19 protein-coding genes and 3 pseudogenes are annotated in these 19597 nt (G+C 68.1%); 12 read left to right on the forward strand and 10 right to left on the reverse strand.

The genetic code is table 11. From position 1 onward, the window contains the following. Positions 1–18: 18 nt before the first annotated feature. Positions 19–195 carry a hypothetical protein gene (locus tag ACQPYS_RS12765; protein WP_431938427.1) on the forward strand — a complete coding sequence of 59 codons (177 nt, stop codon included), beginning with the start codon at positions 19–21 and terminating at the stop codon, positions 193–195. A gap of 443 nt (positions 196–638) precedes the next feature. On the opposite strand, the gene ACQPYS_RS12770 is transcribed toward ACQPYS_RS12765, so the two are convergent. Beyond that, entirely contained in the window at positions 639–944 is a 306-nt protein-coding gene (locus tag ACQPYS_RS12770) for an Rv2640c family ArsR-like transcriptional regulator (RefSeq protein WP_433492717.1), read from the reverse strand. 10 nt (positions 945–954) lie between these two features. Here ACQPYS_RS12770 and ACQPYS_RS12775 point away from each other — a divergent pair. The 5 genes and pseudogenes from ACQPYS_RS12775 to ACQPYS_RS12795 all read left to right on the forward strand — a co-directional run. Beyond that, positions 955–1284 (forward strand): annotated as a pseudogene (locus ACQPYS_RS12775) (ArsI/CadI family heavy metal resistance metalloenzyme); the annotation flags it as partial. A 70-nt stretch (positions 1285–1354) separates the two neighbouring features. Continuing rightward, positions 1355–2380: an ACR3 family arsenite efflux transporter gene (gene arsB / locus ACQPYS_RS12780; protein ID WP_433493035.1), complete on the forward strand. Its 1026-nt coding sequence runs from the start codon at positions 1355–1357 to the stop codon at positions 2378–2380. A 15-nt stretch (positions 2381–2395) separates the two neighbouring features. Further along, positions 2396–2803: pseudogene (locus tag ACQPYS_RS12785) on the forward strand (arsenate reductase ArsC); the annotation flags it as partial. Between the two features lie 230 nt (positions 2804–3033). Continuing rightward, positions 3034–3501 carry a hypothetical protein gene (locus ACQPYS_RS12790; RefSeq protein ID WP_063034167.1) on the forward strand — a complete coding sequence of 156 codons (468 nt, stop codon included), beginning with the start codon at positions 3034–3036 and terminating at the stop codon, positions 3499–3501. 321 nt (positions 3502–3822) lie between these two features. Then, positions 3823–4326: a DinB family protein gene (locus tag ACQPYS_RS12795; RefSeq protein ID WP_431938425.1), complete on the forward strand. Its 504-nt coding sequence runs from the start codon at positions 3823–3825 to the stop codon at positions 4324–4326. Here ACQPYS_RS12795 and ACQPYS_RS12800 read toward each other — a convergent pair. Then, positions 4306–4746, reverse strand: a complete 441-nt coding sequence (locus tag ACQPYS_RS12800; RefSeq protein ID WP_433492718.1) for an Ohr family peroxiredoxin — start codon at positions 4744–4746, stop codon at positions 4306–4308. The two genes, ACQPYS_RS12795 and ACQPYS_RS12800, sit on opposite strands and share 21 nt — an antisense overlap. 789 nt (positions 4747–5535) lie before the next feature. After that, a complete protein-coding gene (locus tag ACQPYS_RS12805) occupies positions 5536–6333 on the reverse strand; it encodes a GTP pyrophosphokinase (protein WP_157107063.1) in 798 nt (265 codons plus the stop codon). 249 nt (positions 6334–6582) lie between these two features. On the opposite strand from ACQPYS_RS12805, the gene ACQPYS_RS12810 reads away from it, so the two are divergent. Beyond that, complete coding sequence (locus tag ACQPYS_RS12810; RefSeq protein WP_063034170.1) at positions 6583–6777, forward strand: hypothetical protein; 195 nt, start codon at positions 6583–6585, stop codon at positions 6775–6777. 33 nt (positions 6778–6810) lie between these two features. Here ACQPYS_RS12810 and ACQPYS_RS12815 read toward each other — a convergent pair whose 3' ends face one another. The 4 genes from ACQPYS_RS12815 to ACQPYS_RS12830 all read right to left on the reverse strand — a co-directional run bounded on the left by ACQPYS_RS12815 (position 6811) and on the right by ACQPYS_RS12830 (position 11374). Further along, entirely contained in the window at positions 6811–7773 is a 963-nt protein-coding gene (locus tag ACQPYS_RS12815) for a phytoene/squalene synthase family protein (RefSeq protein WP_433492719.1), read from the reverse strand. After that, the gene (crtI, locus tag ACQPYS_RS12820; protein ID WP_433492720.1) at positions 7770–9290 is read right to left on the reverse strand and encodes a phytoene desaturase family protein; all 1521 of its coding nucleotides are present in this window, start codon (positions 9288–9290) and stop codon (positions 7770–7772) included. Before crtI ends, ACQPYS_RS12815 begins: the two co-directional genes overlap by 4 nt. Before the next feature lie 12 nt (positions 9291–9302). After that, positions 9303–10421, reverse strand: coding sequence for a polyprenyl synthetase family protein (locus tag ACQPYS_RS12825; RefSeq protein ID WP_084480254.1), 1119 nt, complete (start codon positions 10419–10421; stop codon positions 9303–9305). Positions 10422–10498: 77 nt separating this feature from the next. Beyond that, positions 10499–11374 carry a MerR family transcriptional regulator gene (locus tag ACQPYS_RS12830; RefSeq protein ID WP_431938420.1) on the reverse strand — a complete coding sequence of 292 codons (876 nt, stop codon included), beginning with the start codon at positions 11372–11374 and terminating at the stop codon, positions 10499–10501. Positions 11375–11825: 451 nt separating this feature from the next. Here ACQPYS_RS12830 and ACQPYS_RS12835 point away from each other — a divergent pair, with 451 nt between their 5' ends. The 4 genes and pseudogenes from ACQPYS_RS12835 to ACQPYS_RS12850 all read left to right on the forward strand — a co-directional run bounded on the left by ACQPYS_RS12835 (position 11826) and on the right by ACQPYS_RS12850 (position 16210). Continuing rightward, positions 11826–13574 (forward strand): DUF3556 domain-containing protein, encoded by a 1749-nt coding sequence (locus ACQPYS_RS12835; protein ID WP_245664368.1) that lies wholly within the window; start codon positions 11826–11828, stop codon positions 13572–13574. A 323-nt stretch (positions 13575–13897) separates the two neighbouring features. Further along, positions 13898–14383: a CinA family protein gene (locus tag ACQPYS_RS12840; protein ID WP_433492721.1), complete on the forward strand. Its 486-nt coding sequence runs from the start codon at positions 13898–13900 to the stop codon at positions 14381–14383. Between the two features lie 140 nt (positions 14384–14523). After that, positions 14524–14852 (forward strand): annotated as a pseudogene (locus ACQPYS_RS12845) (Tn3 family transposase); the annotation flags it as partial. 236 nt (positions 14853–15088) lie between these two features. Beyond that, on the forward strand, positions 15089–16210 hold the full coding sequence (locus ACQPYS_RS12850; RefSeq protein ID WP_433492722.1) for an alpha/beta hydrolase: 1122 nt from the start codon (positions 15089–15091) through the stop codon (positions 16208–16210). 37 nt (positions 16211–16247) lie between these two features. On the opposite strand, the gene ACQPYS_RS12855 is transcribed toward ACQPYS_RS12850, so the two are convergent. Beyond that, positions 16248–16808: a TetR/AcrR family transcriptional regulator gene (locus ACQPYS_RS12855; RefSeq protein ID WP_433492723.1), complete on the reverse strand. Its 561-nt coding sequence runs from the start codon at positions 16806–16808 to the stop codon at positions 16248–16250. A 380-nt stretch (positions 16809–17188) separates the two neighbouring features. Continuing rightward, complete coding sequence (locus tag ACQPYS_RS12860) at positions 17189–17746, reverse strand: TetR/AcrR family transcriptional regulator (protein WP_063034176.1); 558 nt, start codon at positions 17744–17746, stop codon at positions 17189–17191. 82 nt (positions 17747–17828) lie between these two features. Here ACQPYS_RS12860 and ACQPYS_RS12865 point away from each other — a divergent pair, with 82 nt between their 5' ends. Then, positions 17829–18746, forward strand: coding sequence for a TIGR03620 family F420-dependent LLM class oxidoreductase (locus tag ACQPYS_RS12865; protein WP_433492724.1), 918 nt, complete (start codon positions 17829–17831; stop codon positions 18744–18746). A gap of 171 nt (positions 18747–18917) precedes the next feature. Here ACQPYS_RS12865 and ACQPYS_RS12870 read toward each other — a convergent pair whose 3' ends face one another. Further along, positions 18918–19490: a GNAT family N-acetyltransferase gene (locus ACQPYS_RS12870; RefSeq protein WP_433492725.1), complete on the reverse strand. Its 573-nt coding sequence runs from the start codon at positions 19488–19490 to the stop codon at positions 18918–18920. Positions 19491–19597: the final 107 nt, after the last annotated feature.

Here is a 19597-nt window from a genome sequence, read left to right on the forward strand (position 1 = left end):
GCGCCGGCCTGCCTGCGATTGCGTAATCGCCCGTTCCACCCGCTGGCGGCTCGGGCACCCGACCTGGTGTGCTCGCTCAACCGCGCCTACCTCACCGGGCTGCTCCACGGTCTCGAAGCCGACGCCGTCCACGCCGATCTTGCCCCCGCCGCCGGTGACTACTGCGTCGAAATCCGCGCCGTACCCGATTCCTGAGGGGTCGCCGTGATCGATTCCTACGTGGACGGCCTGATCGGAGGCGGAATAATGCGACCGGGCCTCCGGTTGGCGGCCCGGGGCAACGAACTCGGTCGCGTACCGGGTGGTCCACCGCACAACCTCGGCGGAATGCGACCCTTGCCGGTGCGGTCGAAAAATCTGTCGGCTCCGGACAGCCCCGGGCCTCACCCCGTCGGTCGCTACGAGCGACCTCTCGCCGAGAGGTCCTTACGGGACGTCGACGCCCCGACCGAACGCCACCGGACCTCGTGCCCGGTGGCGTTTCGCGTACGGCTGTCGAACCATTGCGTCGGTGACCATCGCCGACGGGTTCATCGCTGGTCGGCGAGGTTCGGAGCGCGAATGCGTTCGAAAATCCATGTTTGACCGACGGGGCGCATCCCGGGTGGCCCGAAGCGCCGGCGGTCCGCTGCCAAGGGTCAGCGGCAGCAGTTCGGGTCGAGCACGGTGCACAGTGCGGTCAGAGCGTCGCGACGGGCCTGATGGAGCACGCTCATACCGCGACGTTCGGAGTCGATGAATCCGGCTTTACGGAGCTGGGTGAGGTGGTGGCTGACAGTCGATTCCGATAGGCCGACCGCCGCGGCGAGTTCGCCGCCGGTGCGGCCGGTGTCGGGGTCGGCCAGTAGCAGGGAGATGAGTTTGACCCGGACCGGGTCGGCCAAAGCCTTCAGCCGCAGGGCGACGTGCAGGGCCGCCTCGTCGTCGACCGGTCCGGCGGCCACCGGGGCGCACGGCGGCAGCCTGAATCACCTCGGCGTCGAGGTCGAGTCCTCGGAGAGAGTCCATTCCGAGATCGCCCGGCTGTCGGAGGCCGGCTTGTTCACCGAGGAGCAGATCGCGACCACATGTTGCTTCGCCACCCAGGACAAGGCGTGGGTGACCGGGCCGGGCGGAGAGCGGTGGGAGGTGTACGCGGTACTGGCCGATTCGGACTCCTTCGGCACGGCTCCGGAGTTCGCCGAGGTCTCCGACGAGGAAGCGGTACAGGCATGCTGCAGTACCGACGGCCGCGGCGAGTCCGAAACCGCGTGCTGCGCCCCTGCCGCCGGCGCCGCCCGATGACCGCGCCACCGGGAAGCGTGGCGGTGCGGGGGTGAGCACCGTGGTGCAGGCGCCGGCGCCGCGGTTGGCGATGCCGGATCGGCTGTTGCCGGTCTGGATCGGTGTCGCCATGGCCGCGGGGCTCGCGCTGGGCCGCCTGGTGCCCGGCCTGGGCGGGGCATTGTCGGCGGTGGAGGTCGAGGGGGTCTCGCTGCCGATCGCGGCCGGCCTGCTGATCATGATGTATCCAGTGCTGGCCGGGGTCCGCTACGACCGTCTGCACACCGTCGCCGGCGACCGGCGCCTGCTCGCGGGCTCGCTGCTGCTGAACTGGGTGCTCGGGCCCGCAGTGATGTTCGCGCTGGCGTGGCTGCTGCTACCGGACCTGCCCGCCTACCGGACCGGGCTGATCATCGTCGGCTTGGCGCGCTGCATCGCGATGGTCATCATCTGGAACGACCTCGCCTGCGGGGACCGGGAAGCCGCCGCGGTGCTGGTCGCGATCAACTCGATATTCCAGGTGCTCATGTTCGCGGTCCTGGGCTGGTTCTACCTCTCCGCGTTGCCGGGATGGCTCGGCCGGGAGCAGGCCACGATCGAGGCCTCCCCGGTCGATATCGCGATCTCGGTGCTGGTGTTCCTCGGAATCCCGCTGGCCGCCGGATATCTCACCCGCCGAATCGGGGAGAGAACCCGCGGCCGGGACTGGTACGAAACCCGGCTACTTCCGAAGGTCGGGCCATGGGCGCGCTACGGGCTGCTGTTCACCATCGTGATCCTGTTCGCGCTGCAAGGAGAGCAGATCACCGGCCGGCCGCTCGATGTCGCGCGGATCGCGGTACCGCTGCTGAGCTACTTCGCGCTCATGTGGGGCGGCGGTATCGTCCTCGGCGCGGTCCTGCGGCTCGGGTACGCGCGCACCGTGACAATGGCGTTCACCGCGGCGGGCAACAACTTCGAGCTCGCCATCGCCGTCGCGATCGCCACCTACGGAGCAACCTCCGGCCAGGCCCTGGCCGGTGTGGTCGGCCCGTTGATCGAGGTCCCGGTACTGCTCGCCCTGGTCTATCTCTCCCTCGCGTTGCGCCGGCACCTCTCTCCGGCACCGGTCGGCTGAAAGGTCTCCGCTCCCATGTCCTCCGATACCCCCACCGTGCTGTTCGTATGCGTCCACAACGCCGGACGCTCCCAGATGGCCGCCGCGTTCCTCACCCATCTCGCCGGGGGCCGGGTCCGGGTCCGCTCCGCAGGCACCGCGCCCACCGACACGATCAACCCGGCCGCGGTCGAGGCGATGCGCGAGGCCGGGATCGATATCTCCACCCGGGCCCCGACCGCGCTGACCGCGGGCACCGTCGAATTCTCCGACGTGGTGATCACCATGGGCTGTGGGGACGCCTGCCCCTCCTTCCCCGGAACCCGCTACCTCGACTGGCAACTCGACGACCCCGCCGGCGCCGGCCTCGCGCTCGTGCGCCGGATCCGCGACGATATCGAGTACCGGGTCCGTGGTCTGCTCACCGAACTCGGAATCCCCGCGCGCGTAACGGCAGCCGGGAGAACGCCGTATCCGTTCCGTAGTAGTTCCGTATCACCCTCGCGATCACGGCGGGAGCCGACTCCATATTCGCACCCGGTCGCCACCGGCAACGCATCTTGTTGCCCCCGGCGCCATGGTGGTACGCGACCGGCCAGGCAACACCCGCCGCAACCCGACTCGCCCGCGCGGTCCGAAGCCGGAATCCGCCGATATCTCGATAGCCTGTCGGAATGGCAGTGACCGATACCGGTGACGAGGACGTTCCCGCGGAGCGTCATCGCCGGCCGGCGGGTGTCGGCGACACAACAGTCGAGGCGGTGGGCAAGTTGTCCGAAGCCTTCGAAATCGCCGAACGCGCGCGAGGGCATCTGTACGCGTTCCATCAACTGACCGGTCGCGCCGACTTTGTCCTGGGGTCGGCGGCGGCGTTGTTGCGGGAGGCCGGTCATCACCACCTCGCCGATCGGATGACGGCCGACCTGATCGGCCGCAATGTCCTGGAGGGCCGATGGACCTTCCAGATCGTCGAGGAGTACGACGACGGCTACTACAACTTGTTCCGCGATATCGAACGCGAAGTGCGGGAGGAGTTGCTCGAAGGCCGGCGGCATGTCTACGAGGCGGAAATGAAGGAAGCGCGCCGGACGCACGGCCGGCCCGGTCACGAGGCGCGGCCACGGCCCTCGGCGAACTCCTGAAGGACAGGCCAGGCCCGCCGGGCGACCGAGTACCCGAGCGAATGCCCCTCGAACTTCCCTTGGTGCAGGCGCATGAACCCGGCGGGGAAGTGCTCGGGTCACCGAATCGCGTCGCCGAACGCCGCGGTCGGTGGTAGATTCGGGATCGGCTCGTCGCGCCCGCTTCTGATGTGGGCCGCATATTCTCACGGCCGACTCCAGGATTCACGATCGCGAGGCTCGCGATCATCCGGCGCCGTTTCTTCCGGCGAGCCGATTCCGAACCAACACAGGCACATCGGTCTGTTCGGCGTGCGCCGGACCGGCCGTGGAAGGACTCCGATGACTGCTCCGTCCCGTACCACCGGCACCGAACGCGAACTGCTCGAGACCATGCTCGACCAGGCGCGCACCGACCTCGTCGACACAGTGCGCGGACTGTCCGAGACCGACGCCCGGCGCCGGCTCGTACCGTCGCTGACCACTCCGATAGCGCTGATCAAACATGCCACGTACGCGGAACGAATGTGGTTCCAGCGCACGCTCGGACGGCTCACCGATGCCGACTGCGATGGTCCGCTGTGGGCGCACGGCGGTTTCCGGGTGGGCAATGCGGAGACCGTGGCCGAGGTGATCGCGGAATTCGAACGTGCGAGTGCTCGAGCCAGGTCCGTCGCGGCGGGGATTCCACTGGACGAGACGCGCGAGCACCCGCGCGTGGGAGTTGTCAGCCTTCGCTGGATCTATCTGGCCATGACCGCCGAGCTCGCCCGGCATGCCGGGCACGGGGACATCCTGCGCGAGCAGATCGGAGCCGAGGCGGATTCACCGGCACAGCTCAGCTGACGGTGCCATCCACGGTGACCGGGATATTGCCGCGGGTGCGTTGGAGTAGGGGCATACCGCGTACACGGCCGCGACGAGCGAGTCGGCGGCGGCCTGTTCGATACCACCCATCTCTACGTGGAGTGCGGCGGCGAGGCCGAAACCGCCCTGCTCGGTGCGGTGCAGGCCGATCTCGGCAACGACGGTCGAATCGCTGAAACCGATCCTCTGCCCGGCGGCGACGGCCTTCACCGCGGAGTGGAAGCAGGAGGCCCAGCCGGCGGCGAAGAGCTGTTCGGGGTTCGTCGCGCCACCCGGCCCGCCCATTTCACGCAGGATGGCGACGGTGACGTCGATCAGCCCGTCATTGCTGGTCGCGCGCCCTCCGGGGCGGCCGTCGCCGGTGGATGTGGCGGTGGCGGTGTAGACGGGTTCGGACATGGTGTTTCTTCTTCGGTGGTGAGGGGCTACTGCGTGTGGTCCGGCGATCCGGAGGCGCGGCCGAAACCGGCCGATGAATGGGGCTGCGGCCGGGCGCGGCCGATGGACGGAAGACGGGTCGTTGCGGAAGGCGATCCGACGGGGCCTCGCCTGGGCGGGCGACGGTGATCACCTCACCTCACCGCGCCCGTGCGGCGGTGCAGGCGGATCGCCGAGATGAGGAAGAAGATGCCGCCCAGCGTCGCGTACCCGGCGAGGGCGTTGAGAGACGCAGGACATCGGGGATGCCGGAGGCGACGGCCACGCCCAGCCCGACGGCGGTGAGCAGGCTCGGGGCCATGTTGAGGTACAGCGGCGACTTCGAGCGTGTGGCACCCGAGGTGCGGAAGTCGAAGACGCCGCGGCCAGGTCGAACAGTGGGTAGAGCACCAGCAGGGCAATGCCGACCGGGGTGAGCGTCACCGCGGTCCCCAGCAGCAGAACCGCCCAGACGATGGCGACCCCGAAGCGGGCGTAATACAGGTTCCGCAGCCCCTCGGTGCTGCCGGCGTCTCGGCGACGGGGCCGGCCCCACCGGTCTCGATTGAACTGGACATCGGACTCTCTTTCGATGGTCGAGGCGGCCGAGGTGTGACTGCCTGAGGAGAAAGAACGATCGGTCCGATCTGTGAGACGGTCCTGCTCGGAATCGAAGGACTGCTGAATTCTCGCCAACGCACTCGCCGGGAACCGGTCGCATAGTTCTCGATATCCCAGCGAAGCCGGTGGGGCGGCGCCCGGCCGGCCGATCTACAGCTCGGGTGCGCGCAGGATGGGTGCGGGCCGGACGCCGGAGGAGGGGTCGGTGACGAGGCTGTGGTAGAGGCTTCTGAGGTCCAGGGTGTCGGCCGGCTCGGGCTGGGTGCGCTCGGTGCGGTCGACCTGGCGGTGCAGGGCTTCCATTTTCTCGTCCAGCTGGGTGGCGACCTCGGCGGCCTGGGCCAGATCGCTGCGGAGGTTCGGGGGTACCTCGCCGCGGTATTTGTAGTAGATCTTGTGTTCGAGGCTGGCCCAGAAATCCATCGCGATGGTGCGGATCTGGATTTCGACCGGAATGTGTTCGGTGCCCTGGGAGCGGAAGACCGGGATAGAAACGATCAGGTGCAGGCTCTGGTAGCCGTTCGGTTTGCGGTGGGTGATGTAATCGCGTTCCTCCAGGACCGTGATGTCCTCCTGGCCGGCGAGCATATCCCTGATCACGGTGATATCGGAGATGAAGCTGCACACCACGCGGACTCCGGCGATATCGAGGATGTTGTCCCGGATGGCGGCCAGGGTCATCGGATATTTCTTGCGTTGGACCTTTTCCATCACGCTTTCGGGCGATTTCAGTCGCGATCCGACGTGTTCGATGGGGTTGTACTCGTGGGTACTGTTGAAATCCTCGCGCAGAATATTGATCTTGGTGGTGATCTCGTCGATCGCGAATTTGTAGCCGAGCATGAAGTCGAGGAACTGTTCGCGGAGCGCGCGCACGTCGTCGACGGTGATCGGGCCCGCACCGGCGGAGTCGGTGTCGGCGGGCGGGCTCGGCTGCCAAGGTCTCATTGGTTCCATTGTGCCGTCGCCTGCGATTTTGCCGCTACGCCGGGTGAGCCACACCACGATCGTCTCGGCGTTCGATCGGACCGGATGGTGCCGCGCCGGAGAGTGTGCGTCGGTGATCGTGTGGGAGCGTGTGAGAGGTATCCCGAGGCGATCTCGAGTCCATCTCGGTGAGATCGGTCGAAAAACGAAGTTTTTCCCCCGACCGCCGGTAACGGTTTCATAAACCGAGTGGTGGGGAAGCCTGTAGATATGACTGCGATTCGGAACCAGCCCGCCCGGGTCGTCGGTGTCGAACGGGGAACGGCGGTCCTGGCCGTATTCACCTGCCTGGTGTTCTCCATCGGGATCACCGTCCTCGCCGGCTCGGCGCTGATCGGTGTCACCGTGACCGCGGCACTGGCCGTGGGAATATGGCTGACCTCGAAAATCCTTCCCACCAACTGAACTGTCTCGCGGCCGGTCCGGTACGCGCGCCGGTCACACGGGTGTCGTGGCGGGGGTGAGGATGCCGGATCGGCCGTTGCGGCGGGCCCACAGCGCTCGGGCGAGCGCCGTTCCGGCGACGTGCGCGCGGCGGGCACGTCCGACGGTGGCCCGCTCGGTGAAGACCGCGAAGTCGAGATCCTCTATCCGGTCGAGGATTTCGCCGTAGAGGACGGCAGCGGTTGCCACGCAGGGGCGTGAGACGGGGTGCAGCAGATCGATGCCCGGCGTGGCCCGGGCATACCACTGGCGGGCGACGGCATGCTGGGCGGCCAGGGCCGCACGGACGCGGGTATCGGTGCGGCGATGCGCGCGGCACCATTGCAGCAGGTCCCGGTCGACGCGGAAGGCGGCCAGTTCGTCGGCCGGTAGGTACACCCGCCCGCGGTCGAGGTCTTCGGCGATATCGCGCAGAAAGTTGGTGAGCTGGAACGCTTTACCGAGCGCGGCCGCATACGGCGCGGCTTCGGGCTGTGGGCAGACGGCGCCGAGAACGGGCAGCACCTGCAAACCGATCACTTCGGCCGAGCCGTACACATAGCGGTCCAGGGCCGGACGGTCCGGGTAGTCGGTGACGGTCAGATCCATCCGCATGGAGTCCAGGAAAGCCCGGAAGAGATCGCTGTCGATGGTGTATCGGGACGCGGTGTGACCCACCGCGGCGACAACCGGCGCGCCCTGCCCGGGGCTATCGAGACCACTCGACAGTTGCCGGGTCAGCTCGTCCAGACGTGCCCGCGGCGTGCCCGCGGCAGGGGCGGGTAGGTCGACGATATCGTCGGCCCAGCGGGCGAAGCCGTAGAGGGCGTGGATCGCCGGGCGTTGCGCGGGGGCGAGCAGTCGGGTCGCGAGGAAGAAGGTGCGGCCGTGGCGGGCATTGAGGTCGCGGCAGTACCGGTAGGCCCGACGCAGGCACGGGTCCGTGATCGCGGCGGCGTCGAGTTCGCTGCCGATCATGAACGAGCACCCCCGGTGTGCAGGGGCGCGGCCGGGCGGCCCGTGGCAAGTGTGCCGGTGATGCGGTCGGCGGCCAGCCGCCCGGAGATCAACACCGGTGGTACGCCGACCCCGGGCACGGTCGAACTGCCCGCGAGCACGACATTGTCGAGGCCGCGGATCATATTGGCCGGCCGCAACGGTCCGGTCTGCGACAGCGTGTGCGCCAGCGCGAAAGGGCTACCCGCGAGCATGCCCTGGCGCGCCCAATCCGCCGGGGTGATCACGCGGAGTATCTCCACTCCGGTCAAGGGGCTGGGCAGGCGCTGGTTCACCGTGGCGACGAGTTCCTCCGCGTAGGCGGGCCCGAGCCGGTCCCAGTCGATCGGTGCCCGTTCCAGATTGGGCGCGGGCGCGAGGATGGACAGCAACTCGCGCCCGGGCGGGGCCAGCAGCGTATCGGTGGCGGTGGGGCGCGTGACGAGCAGTGACGGGTCCCGCATGGGTTGCCCGCGGGTGAGGATGTCGTCGAAGGTCCGCCGCCACGCGCGTCCGAACAGCAGCGAATGATGTGCCAGATGTGGGGCGGGATCGCTACCGAGGTGCACCACTACGGCCGAAGGCGACGCGATGGGCCGTTTCGGGCGTCGTGAGTGGTGACCGATCAGCCGGTACGCGTGGTGCAGTTCGGTGGTGACGACGACCGCGTCGCACTCGATATCCCGCCCGTCGGAAGTGGTGACGGCTTCGATCCGGGACCCCGAACGCCGAGTGGGTTCCGCGGTGACCCCGTAGTGGAAACGCACCCCGGCCGTGGTCGCGGCGGCGGCGAGGGCGTCGGGTAGCGCGCGCATTCCGCCCAGCGGGAAGAAGACTCCGCCGATGGTGTCCATGTAGGCGATCACGGCGTAGGCGGCCAGCGCCCGCTGCGGTGGGACCCCGGCGTAGAGCGACTGGAAGGTGAAGAGTCTGCGCACGTCCGGGTCGTGCAGATGGTCGGCGACCGCCCGGTCCCAGCGGCGTAGCCCGCCGGCCAGGACCAGCTGCCCCGCTGCCGGGGTCATCAGCGACATCGGCGAATCGACATTGGCGGCGATGAAGTGATCGAATTCGGTGCGGTACAGGTGGGTCAGCCAGCGCCGTAATTTCAGATAACCGTCCGCCTCACGGGATCCGGCGAAATCGGCTATCGCCGCGGCCATGGGTTCGGGGCCGGTATGCAGGTCGAGGGTGCGGCCATCGGCGAAATGGGCCCGGTAGGCCGGGTCGATGGGGACGAGGCGCAGATGATCGTCGGTGTCGGCGCCGACGGCGGCGAACACCTCGTCGATCAGGTCGGGCATGGTGAGCACGGTCGGTCCCAGATCGAGGCGGTAGTCACCGATATCGGCTCGGGCGGCGCGGCCCCCGGGGACCGGTTCACGTTCGAGGACGGTGACCGCGACCCCGCGGCCGGCCAGATGGATCGCGGCCGATAGTCCGGCCAGCCCCGCGCCGATCACCACGACATGATCACAGCGACCTTCGACGCCGCGCATCGTCTTCTCCTCTCAGGATTCGCGGACGGTACAGCGGGCGGCCATACCGTCCAGTAGTTCGCGCCGGACGTCGGGAAGTGGCGCGGCGGCCAGTGCGTGGCGGGCGTCGGTGACCCGGTTGTCGATCATCGCCTCGATGCGCGCCGGGGCGCCGGTGGCGGTGATCAGGGCGCGGACCCGGGCGACCTCGGACGAGCCGAGCGTCGGCGCCTGCAGCAGGGTGCACAGTTCGCGGTGCAGGCGTGAGCCGGCCATCTCGATCGCCGCCACGATCAAGGTGGACGCCTTGTGCTGGGCGATATCGTTATCGGGTTTTCCGGTGATCTCCGGGAGGCCGTAGACGCCGAGGATATCGTCGCGCAGCTGGAAGGCTTCGCCGATCGCCCGGCCGTATTCGGTCAGCGCGGCCGTCACGCCCGGGTCGCAGTCCGCCATCGTCGCCCCCAGGACGAGGGGCCATTTCACGGTGTAGTTGCCGGATTTGGCGCGTGCGATCGCCAGCACCCCGTCCAGGGTGGGTGTGCTGCGGATATCGTTGCTCAGATCGGCGAATTGACCCAGGGCCAGTTCGATCCGCATGCGATCGTAATGGGGCCGGACCCGGGCCAGCGCGGATTCGTCCACTCCACTCTCGCGCAGCATCTGCTCGGCCCAGATCAGGCATATATCGCCCAGGAGCGTGGCCGCGGATTCGCCGAAGCGGCGCGGGCAACCGGGCAGTCCGTTCCGTTCGTGCCGGTCGGCGAGCCGTCGGTGCGCGGTGGGCTCACCCCGGCGCCGGGCGGATTCGTCCATCACATCGTCTTGGAGCAGCGCGAACGCGTGCAACAGTTCCAGTGCCGCGCTGGCCCGTAACGCTGTGTCGTCCTCGGGGGCGCCGCACAACCACCCCGCGTACATGAAGGCCGACCGCACGCATTTGCCGCCGCCGACGTATTGCCACAGCACATGCTGCACCGTCGGCCGCACGGCCGATTCGACGGACCGCCGCTGCACGAACTCGGCCAGCTCGGCCAGCACCCGCGCGCGGACTGTCTGCTGCCACTCGGCTGTCGGCTGCTCGGGTAGCCCGGCCCCACCGTGGGGCCTGGCGCGCGGTGCGCGGTCGGATCCCACGATCTGTGTGTTCATCACAGCTCCTCGAGTCCGTTGCCGGGTGTGGGTCACATACCATCGTAGACCTTCTTCGATGCGTAAACGATGCGTAGTCAGCGAGTATGCACGGACCGGACGATGTCGCCGAGCGCGTCCTCGAGCGAGTCGACCCGGCGGGCGCCGGGGAATACGACGGCCACCGGCCAGCCGGGGCCGGCCAGCAACAGGCGGGCCGGTGCGGGGCATCCCGGCGGGATCGGGACCGGGGACGCCGTCCGCTCGGTCTGGGACCACAGCACCACCACCGGCTCGCGCGGCTGCCGGGTGATGGCGGCAGCCAGCGCGTCGGCGGGGAGCGCGGCGCCGAGCAGCAGGGCCGGTATGCCGGCTTCGGTCAGCGCGGCCCGTAGTACTTCCAGCGGCAGGACATGGTTCTCGCCGGCGGTACAGGCCAGCAGCACCGGGGCGCGCCCGACGGTGTACCGGATGGGTGGAACCGCCCGGTGCAATGCGGTGGTGACGGCCCAGGACAGCACATGTTCCACCTCGATCAATCCCTGGTCGCCGGTCTGCCGGTCGACGATGTCGGCGAACACCGGGCGACACAGCCGGTTCCAGGTGCTCACCACACCGAAATGCGCGACGTGGGTGGTGCAGATCGCCAGGAGTTCCGCCGCGTCGAGCCGGTCGGCGGCCGCCAGGGCGGGCCCCACGTCGCCGAAAGTGGGCGCCGGTTCGGCTGCGGCGCGCGCGGCCTTCGCGGCGGTGACGGGGGCGACTCCGGCGCGAACGAGATCGACCATGCGGCCCAGCAACGCCACGTCGCTCGGCGTGTAGTACCGGTGTTCGCCTGGATTGTGGCGGGGCGGCCCCAAGCCGTAGCGCTGGTTCCAGCTGCGCAGGGTCGCCACCGGAATATCGAGGGCCTGGGCCACCGTACCGACGGTGAACCCGATCCCGGAATCGTCTGCCGGGTCGGTCTCGCGCACGGCCGCACACACCTTTCCCACGCAGGACGGCTGGAGCTGGCTGCGCCTCCTCTCGTGTGCCGGTGGTCCAGCCGGTGCCGGGCGCGGGCGGGCAGCCGCCTCGTCCCGTAGCCGATCCCGGAATTGCCACCTGTGAGGCTTCACGCTACACGCCTAGCGATGCGAAATCGACTCAAGGGTGAATGGGCGGTCGACGCACGACGCGCTCGGCGGCCACCGGGGCACCCCGCCCGTGAGTCGGCCACTCGTCAGCACACCGATTTTCACTCGAGGGTGGCCGCGGGGGTGCGATGATCTCGGTCGTCGGCCGGTTCGTCACGAGGGTGACCGCCGTCCGTCACGGCGTCCGGGGACGGTGGTCTCCGAACGGCGAGAGGGCACCCGAGTAACCCGTATTCGATAACGACGGTGTGCTCCCAACTGATCGAACGGCGTAGGGAACGAGAGCGTAGTGAGCGGAACAGATCGATTGTTCGGCATCCTCCGGCCGAACCTGCCGGTGGTCGATTTCGACGAATGGAGCAGCGGTACCCGAGCGGAAAAGCTCCGGCCCATGGCGCGGCACTGGGCCGAGGTCGGTTTCGGCACGCCGGTGCTGCTGCACCTGTGCTATGTCGTCAAGATCGGCCTCTACGTCCTCGGCGGATGGTTGTTCGCGCTGACGACCGAAGGTATCGACGGATTCACCGCGGTCGGTACCTGGTGGTCGGAGCCGATCGTCTTCCAGAAGGTCGTGCTGTTCACGATGCTCTTCGAGGTGGTCGGGCTGGGCTGCGGGTTCGGTCCGCTGAACAACAGGTTCTTCCCGCCCATGGGCTCGATCCTGTACTGGTTGCGCCCCGGCACCATCCGCCTGCCACCCTGGCCGGATCGGGTGCCCGGCACCCGCGGTACCCGCCGCACACTGTTCGAAGTGGTGTTGTACGCGGCGCTGCTGGTCATGCTGCTGGTGGCGCTGGTGTCCAACGGAACCGGACCGGACGCGGCACTCGATACGACCGTCGGCGTCCTGCCGGTCTGGCAGATCGCGACGGTGCTCGGTCTGCTCGCCGTGCTGGGACTACGCGACAAGACCATCTTCCTGGCGGCGCGCGGTGAGGTGTACGCGACACTCGCGGTCACGTTCCTCTTCGGCGGCGCGGACCTGATCGTCGGCGCCAAGATCGTTTTCGTCGTCATCTGGATCGGTGCGGCGGTCTCGAAGCTGAACAAACATTTCCCGTTCGTGGTGTCGACGATGATGTCGAACAGTCCGGTGGTGCGGCCCCGGGCTCTCAAACGGCTTTTCTTCGAACGTTTTCCCGACGATCTGCGGCCGGGACGGTTGTCGCGGTGGTTCGCCCACGGCGGGACCGCGGTCGAGATGGGTGCGCCGCTGGTGCTGTTCTTCGCGCACGGCGGCTGGCCCACGGCGGTCGCCGCCACCGCGCTGATCGGCTTCCACCTGGTGATCCTCACCGCGATACCGATGGGTGTACCGCTGGAGTGGAACGTCTTCATGATCTTCGGTGTGCTGACACTGTTCGTCGCGCACGCCGATGTGGGCCTGTCCGCGGTGACCAACCCGGTGCCGCCGGTCCTGCTGCTGATCGTGCTCGCCGGAGCGGTCACCCTGGGAAACCTGTTCCCGCGCAAGGTGTCGTTCCTGCCCGGGATGCGCTACTACGCGGGCAACTGGGATACCACGCTCTGGTGTATCCGGCCCTCGGCCGACGCGAAGATCCGGCAGGGGATCGTCGCCGTCGCGACCATGCCGGCCGCGCAGTTGCAACGGTTCTACGGAAGTCCGGAGGCCGCGCAGATCCCGCTGTACCTCGGCTATGCCTTCCGGGCCTTCAACACCCACGGCAAGGCGCTGTTCACGCTCGCGCATCGCGCGATGGCCGATCAGGACGAGGCCGACTATGTTCTGACCGACGGCGAGCGCATCTGCTCGACCGCCCTCGGCTGGAACTTCGGTGACGGTCATCTGCACAGCGAGCAGCTGATCGCCGCCCTCCAGCAGCGCTGCGGGTTCGAGCCGGGGGAAGTCCGGGTTGTGCTGCTGGATGCGCAACCCATCCATCGGCAGACTCAGCGTTACCGGCTCGTGGACGCCGCGACCGGGGAATTCGAGAGCGGTTCGGTGCGGGTCGCCGATATGGTCGTGCGCCAGCCCTGGGATGACGATGTGCCGGTGTACCCGGATCGCCGGTCCTGACGGGCCGGGCGCCGGTTCCTGCCGGTGCCCGGTGTACCGGGAGAATTCGCACTCCGACGGTGCGGGGACCGGCATCCGGTCGCGGTCCCGGGCGGATGGGGACGTCGCACGCGCCAGTGGTGGAGCCCGACCGGCGGGTTTCGCCGTCGGCGTCGCCCGGGCACCGGCCTGTCTAGACTGACCTGCGTGTGGCAGGACGCAATGATTCGGACCTGGGCCACCCGGTGGCGTATCGCGGGGACCGTTCGCGGTGTCACCGGTGGGGTCCGGCACTCGGAAGTGGGGTACTGATGTCGACGGATTCCGAATCCGAAGGAGTGCTTGTGCCGGCTGTACTGGGGCGAGCCCACGACCGCGCCGAGGAGTTGGCCGCCATCGCCGACCGCACGGGTCTGCAGGTGGCGGTGGCGGAATCGCTCACCTCCGGCCAGCTCGCGGCGGCGCTGGGCGCCGCGAGTAACTCGGGGGAGTGGTTCCGCGGCGCGGTGGTGGCCTATAGCCGCGAGGTCAAGCACCGGGTGCTCGGCGTACCGGACGGGCCGGTGGTCTGCGAGGCGGCGGCCCGGGCGATGGCCGAAGGGGTGCGGACACTGTTCGACGCGACACTGTCGGTGGGAGTGACCGGTGCCGGTGGCCCCGACCCACAGGACGGGCAGGAGCCGGGTTCGGTGTGGTTCGCCGTCGCGGTCGAGGGGCGGGTCACCGCCTCGTTCCGGCTGTTCGAGGGTGAACCCGCCGAAATACTGGACCAGGTGGTCGATCACGCGGTCGAGCTGCTGCTGGACACGGCGAAGGAACTGCGGGTCTGAGCCGCCGCCGCGGGAGCGCCGCGCTGCCCGCCGGAAATGTCGGGTAGGGCCACGATCATGCCGACAGTCGCGATCGAAATGCCCGGTGGCTCCGCCGAAGCGTACGTGGCCCGAGACGCCGGTCCGGGTGTCCGGCTCCGAACCTGGGTCTGACGCGGATGGCCGAGGCCTGTCGCATCCCCCACGACATCCTGTCCCGGATCGACGAATGGTACGTGCGGGAGAAGACCCTGCGCGCGGCCAACCTCGCGATCATCGACTACCAACAGCGGCTCCCGCTGACATCGGTGTCGGCGCTGGGACGCAGTCGTCGAGCGATGGGCAGCAGTTCCCGACGCGCGGGTAGGCGACGACCGCGCGGCCGTTGAGCCGCTACGTCGCCGATGAGGGGCTGTCGACCTATACCCATGTCACCGATCAGCACGCCACCTACAGCACCAAGGTGATCGTGGCGACCAAACGCGAAGCCGCTGGTCGGCAAGCTCTCGGCCGCCGGACGCCAGAACACCCTGGCCGCGGCCCCGAAGGACTACGGGACCCTTTCATCGATGCCGATTACAGCGCGATTCGAGGGTTGGCCGGCCGCCGACGCAGACCCGTCCCTGCCGCTTCTTGACTGATGTCCAAGAAGCCTTTACCGTAACCGCGACCTTCTTCTTGGACGTCATCCAAGAAGGGTAGTGGTGAAGCGGGAGGACGCGCGTCATGGAAACCAGTGGACCTGCTGATCGGCATGAGGCGGCGAGGGTGCGGCGGCGTGAGGTCTCGTTCACCTCAGGTCAGGACGAGTGCGCGGCATGGTTGTACACCGCACCTGATCCGAACGGCCCGCGTCCGATGGTGATCATGGGCCACGGGCTGGGGGCGGTGCGGGAGATGCGCCTGGACGCCTACGCGGAACGGTTCGCCGAGGCGGGATGGTCGGTGCTGGTGTTCGACTACCGTCATCTCGGGGCCAGCGGCGGAGCGCCGCGCCAGCTCCTCGATATCGGTCGGCAACGCGCTGACTGGCATGCCGCCCTGGCGTTTGTACGCACCCTTCCAGAGGTAGATGTCGACCGGATCGCTTTGTGGGGCAGTTCGTTCGGCGGCGGGCATGTTCTTCAGGTCGCCTCTGAAGACACCCGTATCGCGGCGGTCGTGGCCCAGTGCCCCTTCACCGACGGACCGGCGTCGTTGCGCTCGCGTCTACGGGCCGGACCGCTGAGCGTAGTAGCGCTGACAGTGGCCGGCATCCTCGACACGGTAGGTTCCTGGTTCGGCGCGAAGCCGATCCTGTTGCCGATGGCGGGGACGTCCTGGATGCCCGCGTTCGTCGCCTCACCCGACGCCCTCGCCGGCGCTTCCGCACTCCTGCCTGCGGGGACCCGGCTCTCGCGGCGCACCAGCGCGTTGTTGAAACGGCTGCCCTCGGTGCGGGCTCGGGTGTCGAAGAATATCGAGCTGACCGAGATCGACAGTAGGGAAGAACCCGTGACCGGTGTCGGTCGCGACAGCGTATGGGGTGTACTGCGCGGCCCGCACGGTGAATTCGATGCCGCCAACGCCCTGGCCGCCCGGCTGGTGCTGCACCTTCCGCTCGATCGGCCCGGTCGCGCGCTGGCACGCTTGCGCACCCCGACGCTGCTGTGTGTCTGCGACAACGACGCGGCCGCGCCCGCGAAGGCTATGAAGCGTCGCGCGCAGGGGCTGGCACACGTGCACGTCCAGAACTACCCGTGCGACCACTTCGGCATTTACCTGGGCGCGCACTTCGAACGCGCCGTGCGTGACCAACTCTATTTCCTGGCAACGCAATTCGACTACACCGCACGCACCACGCAGTAGATCGCCCCTGGCTCGTGGACGTGCCGAGACCGAGCGCTCAGCCGGCGGTTGCGGCAAGACTGCGAGCGCTGTTCAGCAGCGTCTCGATCACGGTGCGCCGCTGGGCCTGATCCGCCGGATGCGTCAGCAAGCCCTCGACAACGAAAACGCCGATCGTGACCAGCGGATCCACCTCGTCATCGGGCACGCCGAGTTCGATAAGCTCTGCTCGGAACAATCCCTCGGCCAGTGCGTGGAATTGCTCGTGCCATTCCTGAATGGACGCGGACTCCTCGGCGCGCGTGTGCACCGTGCTGACCAATCGCCCCAGTTGCTTCAATTCCTCGACCAGCCACAACAGCCGATCAGCCAGCTCCGAGTCCAGCACTTCGCGGTAGGAGGCCATCGAGTCGGCCAGGACCGCGTCCAGGACCGCGATCAATACCGCGTCCTTGTCCTGGAAGTACCAGTACAGCGTGTTCGACACCACTCCGGCGTCGCGGGCGATCCGCGTCATCGACGCCGCGTCGTATCCCTCCTCGACGAACAACCGTCGGGCAGCTACCACAATCTCCGCACGCTTCTCTTCCCGATCCTGCGGACGTCTGTTGCGAGGCATCTCCAGTCCTGACCTAGTTCCGGCCCCGATGCTATCTTGACCAGCCCCCAAGAACGGCTTCGGTAGGCGAACGGTCAAGCAGGCGGTCCGAGGAACATCCTCCCGCTCAATCAGGCCGCCGGGGGCGCATCGGCACCGGAAAAACGGCACCATTGATCTGTGCCGGGTCGCGGTGTCGATCCACGAGTGTGAGATGTCGGTGCGTTATGAGGACGCGCAACGACTGTCGGCGTCCATCCGCACTCTTATCGGCCAGAGAGATCGAGTCCCGTTCCGGTGAGATCGAATTCGATAAAAGTCTCGTTCAGCGTTTTCGTTGTCGCCGGCCGGGCCGCTTATGGCTCAGGCGGGAAATGGTGTGCCAGGAACGGCCGGGAGACTCAGGAACTCATCGACTCTCGACGGCGCTCGTAGAGCGCGTCCATGACGAGGCCCAGCAGGCGTTCGGGCTGATCGGGGTCGGAGCTACGGGAGGTGGTCAAAGCGATGCCCACGATGAGTTGGATGACATCGCGGGCGTGGACATCGGCGCGTACGCTGCCCGCGTGCTGGGCATGGGACACGACCGCATGGGCGGCTTCGTGAATCGCGGCGTGACAGTCGAACCCCGGGTCGACCGGCTCGGTCAGTGCCGCGCCCCCTAGGCCGTGGTCGGTTCGCGCGTGGGTAAGGAAGGCTCGCAACCACTCGCGGAGTGCGTTATCCGCGTCGGTTGTCGACATCAGTTCCTCTGCCCGCGCGCCCAGTGCTTCGATCCGCTCGCGGAGTACGGCGGCCAGCAGTGCCTGCCGGTTGGGGAAGTGCCGGTAGAGCGTGCCCGGTCCGACATTCGCGCGACGGGCGATCTCGTTGAGTGAGGCGTCCGGTCCCTCCTCGGCGAACGTTTCGGCGGCGGCGCTCAGCATGCGCTCGTAGTTGCGCTGTGCATCGGCTCGCATGCCTGCCCCTTGTCATTCGGAGAAGTTCTCCGTATCGTACCTCGAGTGAATCGGAGAACCTCTCCGGAAAGGTCTGGGAAAAATGACAGAACGACAACTGGGCAACGTTGGGATCTGGACGTTCGCGTTCGAGAGCCAGCCCGCCGGGCGAGTCCGCGAGGCGGCGGCCGAACTCGAGGAACTCGGTTACGGCACGCTGTGGTTCGGTGAGGCGTTCGGCCGGGAAGCGATGGGGCAGGCGTGGCTGCTGCTCACCGCGACCGAGCGAGTTACGGTCGCCGCGGGGATCGCCAATGTCGCCTTCCGTGATCCGATCGCCATGGCGACCGCGGAACGCACTCTCGGCGACGCGTTTCCCGGTCGCTTCCTGCTCGGACTCGGCGGCCACCGGGTCGGTGGGCAAACCGGCGTGTTCGACGGCTACCCGATGCCTGCGATCGGGAACCGGCCGCTGGCGGTGATGCGTGACTATCTCGATGCGATGGACGCCGTACCGCACCACGGTCCCGTTCCCGACCCCGCGCCGCGCCGTGTGCTCGCCGCACTCGGGCCGAAGATGCTCGAACTGGCCGCCGAACGCACCTGGGGCGCACATCCCTACTTCGTCCCCGTCGAACACACCGCGCGCGCACGCAGGATCATGGGTCCGCACGCGGTCCTGGCCGTCGAGCAAGCCGTGGTCTTGGACACCGACCGGACCCGCGCACGCGCGCTGGCCCGGGCGCATGTCGCCGGATATGTCGAGGCGTCGCCGCATCAGCAGGCGAATGTGCGGCGGCTGGGCTTCGGCGACGCCGATATCGTGGGCGGTCCAAGTGATCGTCTTGTCGACGCGATCGTCGCCTACGGTGATATCGACGCCATCGAGCAGCGGGTGCGCGAGCACCTCGCGGCCGGCGCAGATCATGTATGTCTCCAGGTGCTGACTGCCACCCCTGCTGAGCTGCCGATGCCGGAATGGCGCGAGCTTGCGGGCCTGATGGCCGCCGTACCTGCGTGAATACGGCGCGGTTTCGAGGATTTCGCGCACCTCTTTGGTGTCGGATCGGGCGGAAACGCTCCTCGACCCCCGATACAGCGGCCTACCAAGAGGCGGGCGCGGAACGGCACTAGCGCGAACTGCGCGAACTGTTCGCCCGCACGCTGCCGCGGTAGCGGGTGCGGCCACGGATCAAGCGCCTGCCACGAACACCAGCCCGTGCCCGGTTTCGGCGGGTGCGTTCACGGCGCGCGTCTCGGTCCGGTCCAGCCGGTAACCCAGGCGGCGGGGTACCGCGGCGCTGCGCTCGTTGGCGGCATCACAGCGGATCTGTACCTGCTCGATACCGGGCAGCCGCAGGGCGACATCGGTGAGCGCGGCGACCGCGCGGGTGATGATCCCCCGACCGGTATACGCGATATGACACCAGTAGCCGATTTCCAGGGCCGCGGGCCCCACCCGGTCGTGCAGCCCGACCGCGCCGAGCAGAGTGCCTTCGGAATCGAAGATGCCGTAGCCGAAATCTCCGTCGGCCGACGGCCATCCGGTGGCCGCGATGTCGTTGAAGACTCGCTGTTCCTCCTGGGTGCGTGGTGTGGGCAGCCACGGCATCCAGGGATGGAGATGATCGAACGAGGCGTTGATCGCCCCGCGCTGAGCTGTGAGATCGCCGGTTTCCCAGCGCCGTACCACGAGGTCACCGAGGTCGATACGCTGCGGTGGCACGATCCCGGGAGCCAGTGCGGGCGGGTGGGTGGTACTCACCTCGCAATCATCCCGGCCCGGGTGTGGACCGGGCAACCGTTGTGCCTGGGCGCGGTCGCGGTCGCGCCCGGCGACGCGCTCCGCACCACCGGAAAGTGGACCGTCCG

This window comes from Nocardia grenadensis, assembly GCF_050942415.1.
GTDB lineage: Bacteria > Actinomycetota > Actinomycetes > Mycobacteriales > Mycobacteriaceae > Nocardia > Nocardia grenadensis.

Bases quoted from the DNA above. Each gene is read 5' to 3' on its own strand.
- ACQPYS_RS12860 (WP_063034176.1), bottom strand. From the start codon at position 17,746: ATGCGAGCCGATGCACAGCGCAACTACGAGCGCATGCTGAGCGCCGCC.
- ACQPYS_RS12855 (WP_433492723.1), bottom strand. From the start codon at position 16,808: ATGCCTCGCAACAGACGTCCGCAGGATCGGGAAGAGAAGCGTGCGGAG.
- ACQPYS_RS12795 (WP_431938425.1), top strand. From the start codon at position 3,823: ATGACTGCTCCGTCCCGTACCACCGGCACCGAACGCGAACTGCTCGAG.
- ACQPYS_RS12825 (WP_084480254.1), bottom strand. From the start codon at position 10,421: ATGAACACACAGATCGTGGGATCCGACCGCGCACCGCGCGCCAGGCCC.
- ACQPYS_RS12865 (WP_433492724.1), top strand. From the start codon at position 17,829: ATGACAGAACGACAACTGGGCAACGTTGGGATCTGGACGTTCGCGTTC.
- ACQPYS_RS12815 (WP_433492719.1), bottom strand. From the start codon at position 7,773: ATGATCGGCAGCGAACTCGACGCCGCCGCGATCACGGACCCGTGCCTG.
- crtI (WP_433492720.1), bottom strand. From the start codon at position 9,290: ATGCGCGGCGTCGAAGGTCGCTGTGATCATGTCGTGGTGATCGGCGCG.
- arsB (WP_433493035.1), top strand. From the start codon at position 1,355: ATGCCGGATCGGCTGTTGCCGGTCTGGATCGGTGTCGCCATGGCCGCG.
- ACQPYS_RS12850 (WP_433492722.1), top strand. From the start codon at position 15,089: ATGGAAACCAGTGGACCTGCTGATCGGCATGAGGCGGCGAGGGTGCGG.
- ACQPYS_RS12810 (WP_063034170.1), top strand. From the start codon at position 6,583: ATGACTGCGATTCGGAACCAGCCCGCCCGGGTCGTCGGTGTCGAACGG.
- ACQPYS_RS12805 (WP_157107063.1), bottom strand. From the start codon at position 6,333: ATGAGACCTTGGCAGCCGAGCCCGCCCGCCGACACCGACTCCGCCGGT.
- ACQPYS_RS12790 (WP_063034167.1), top strand. From the start codon at position 3,034: ATGGCAGTGACCGATACCGGTGACGAGGACGTTCCCGCGGAGCGTCAT.
- ACQPYS_RS12800 (WP_433492718.1), bottom strand. From the start codon at position 4,746: ATGTCCGAACCCGTCTACACCGCCACCGCCACATCCACCGGCGACGGC.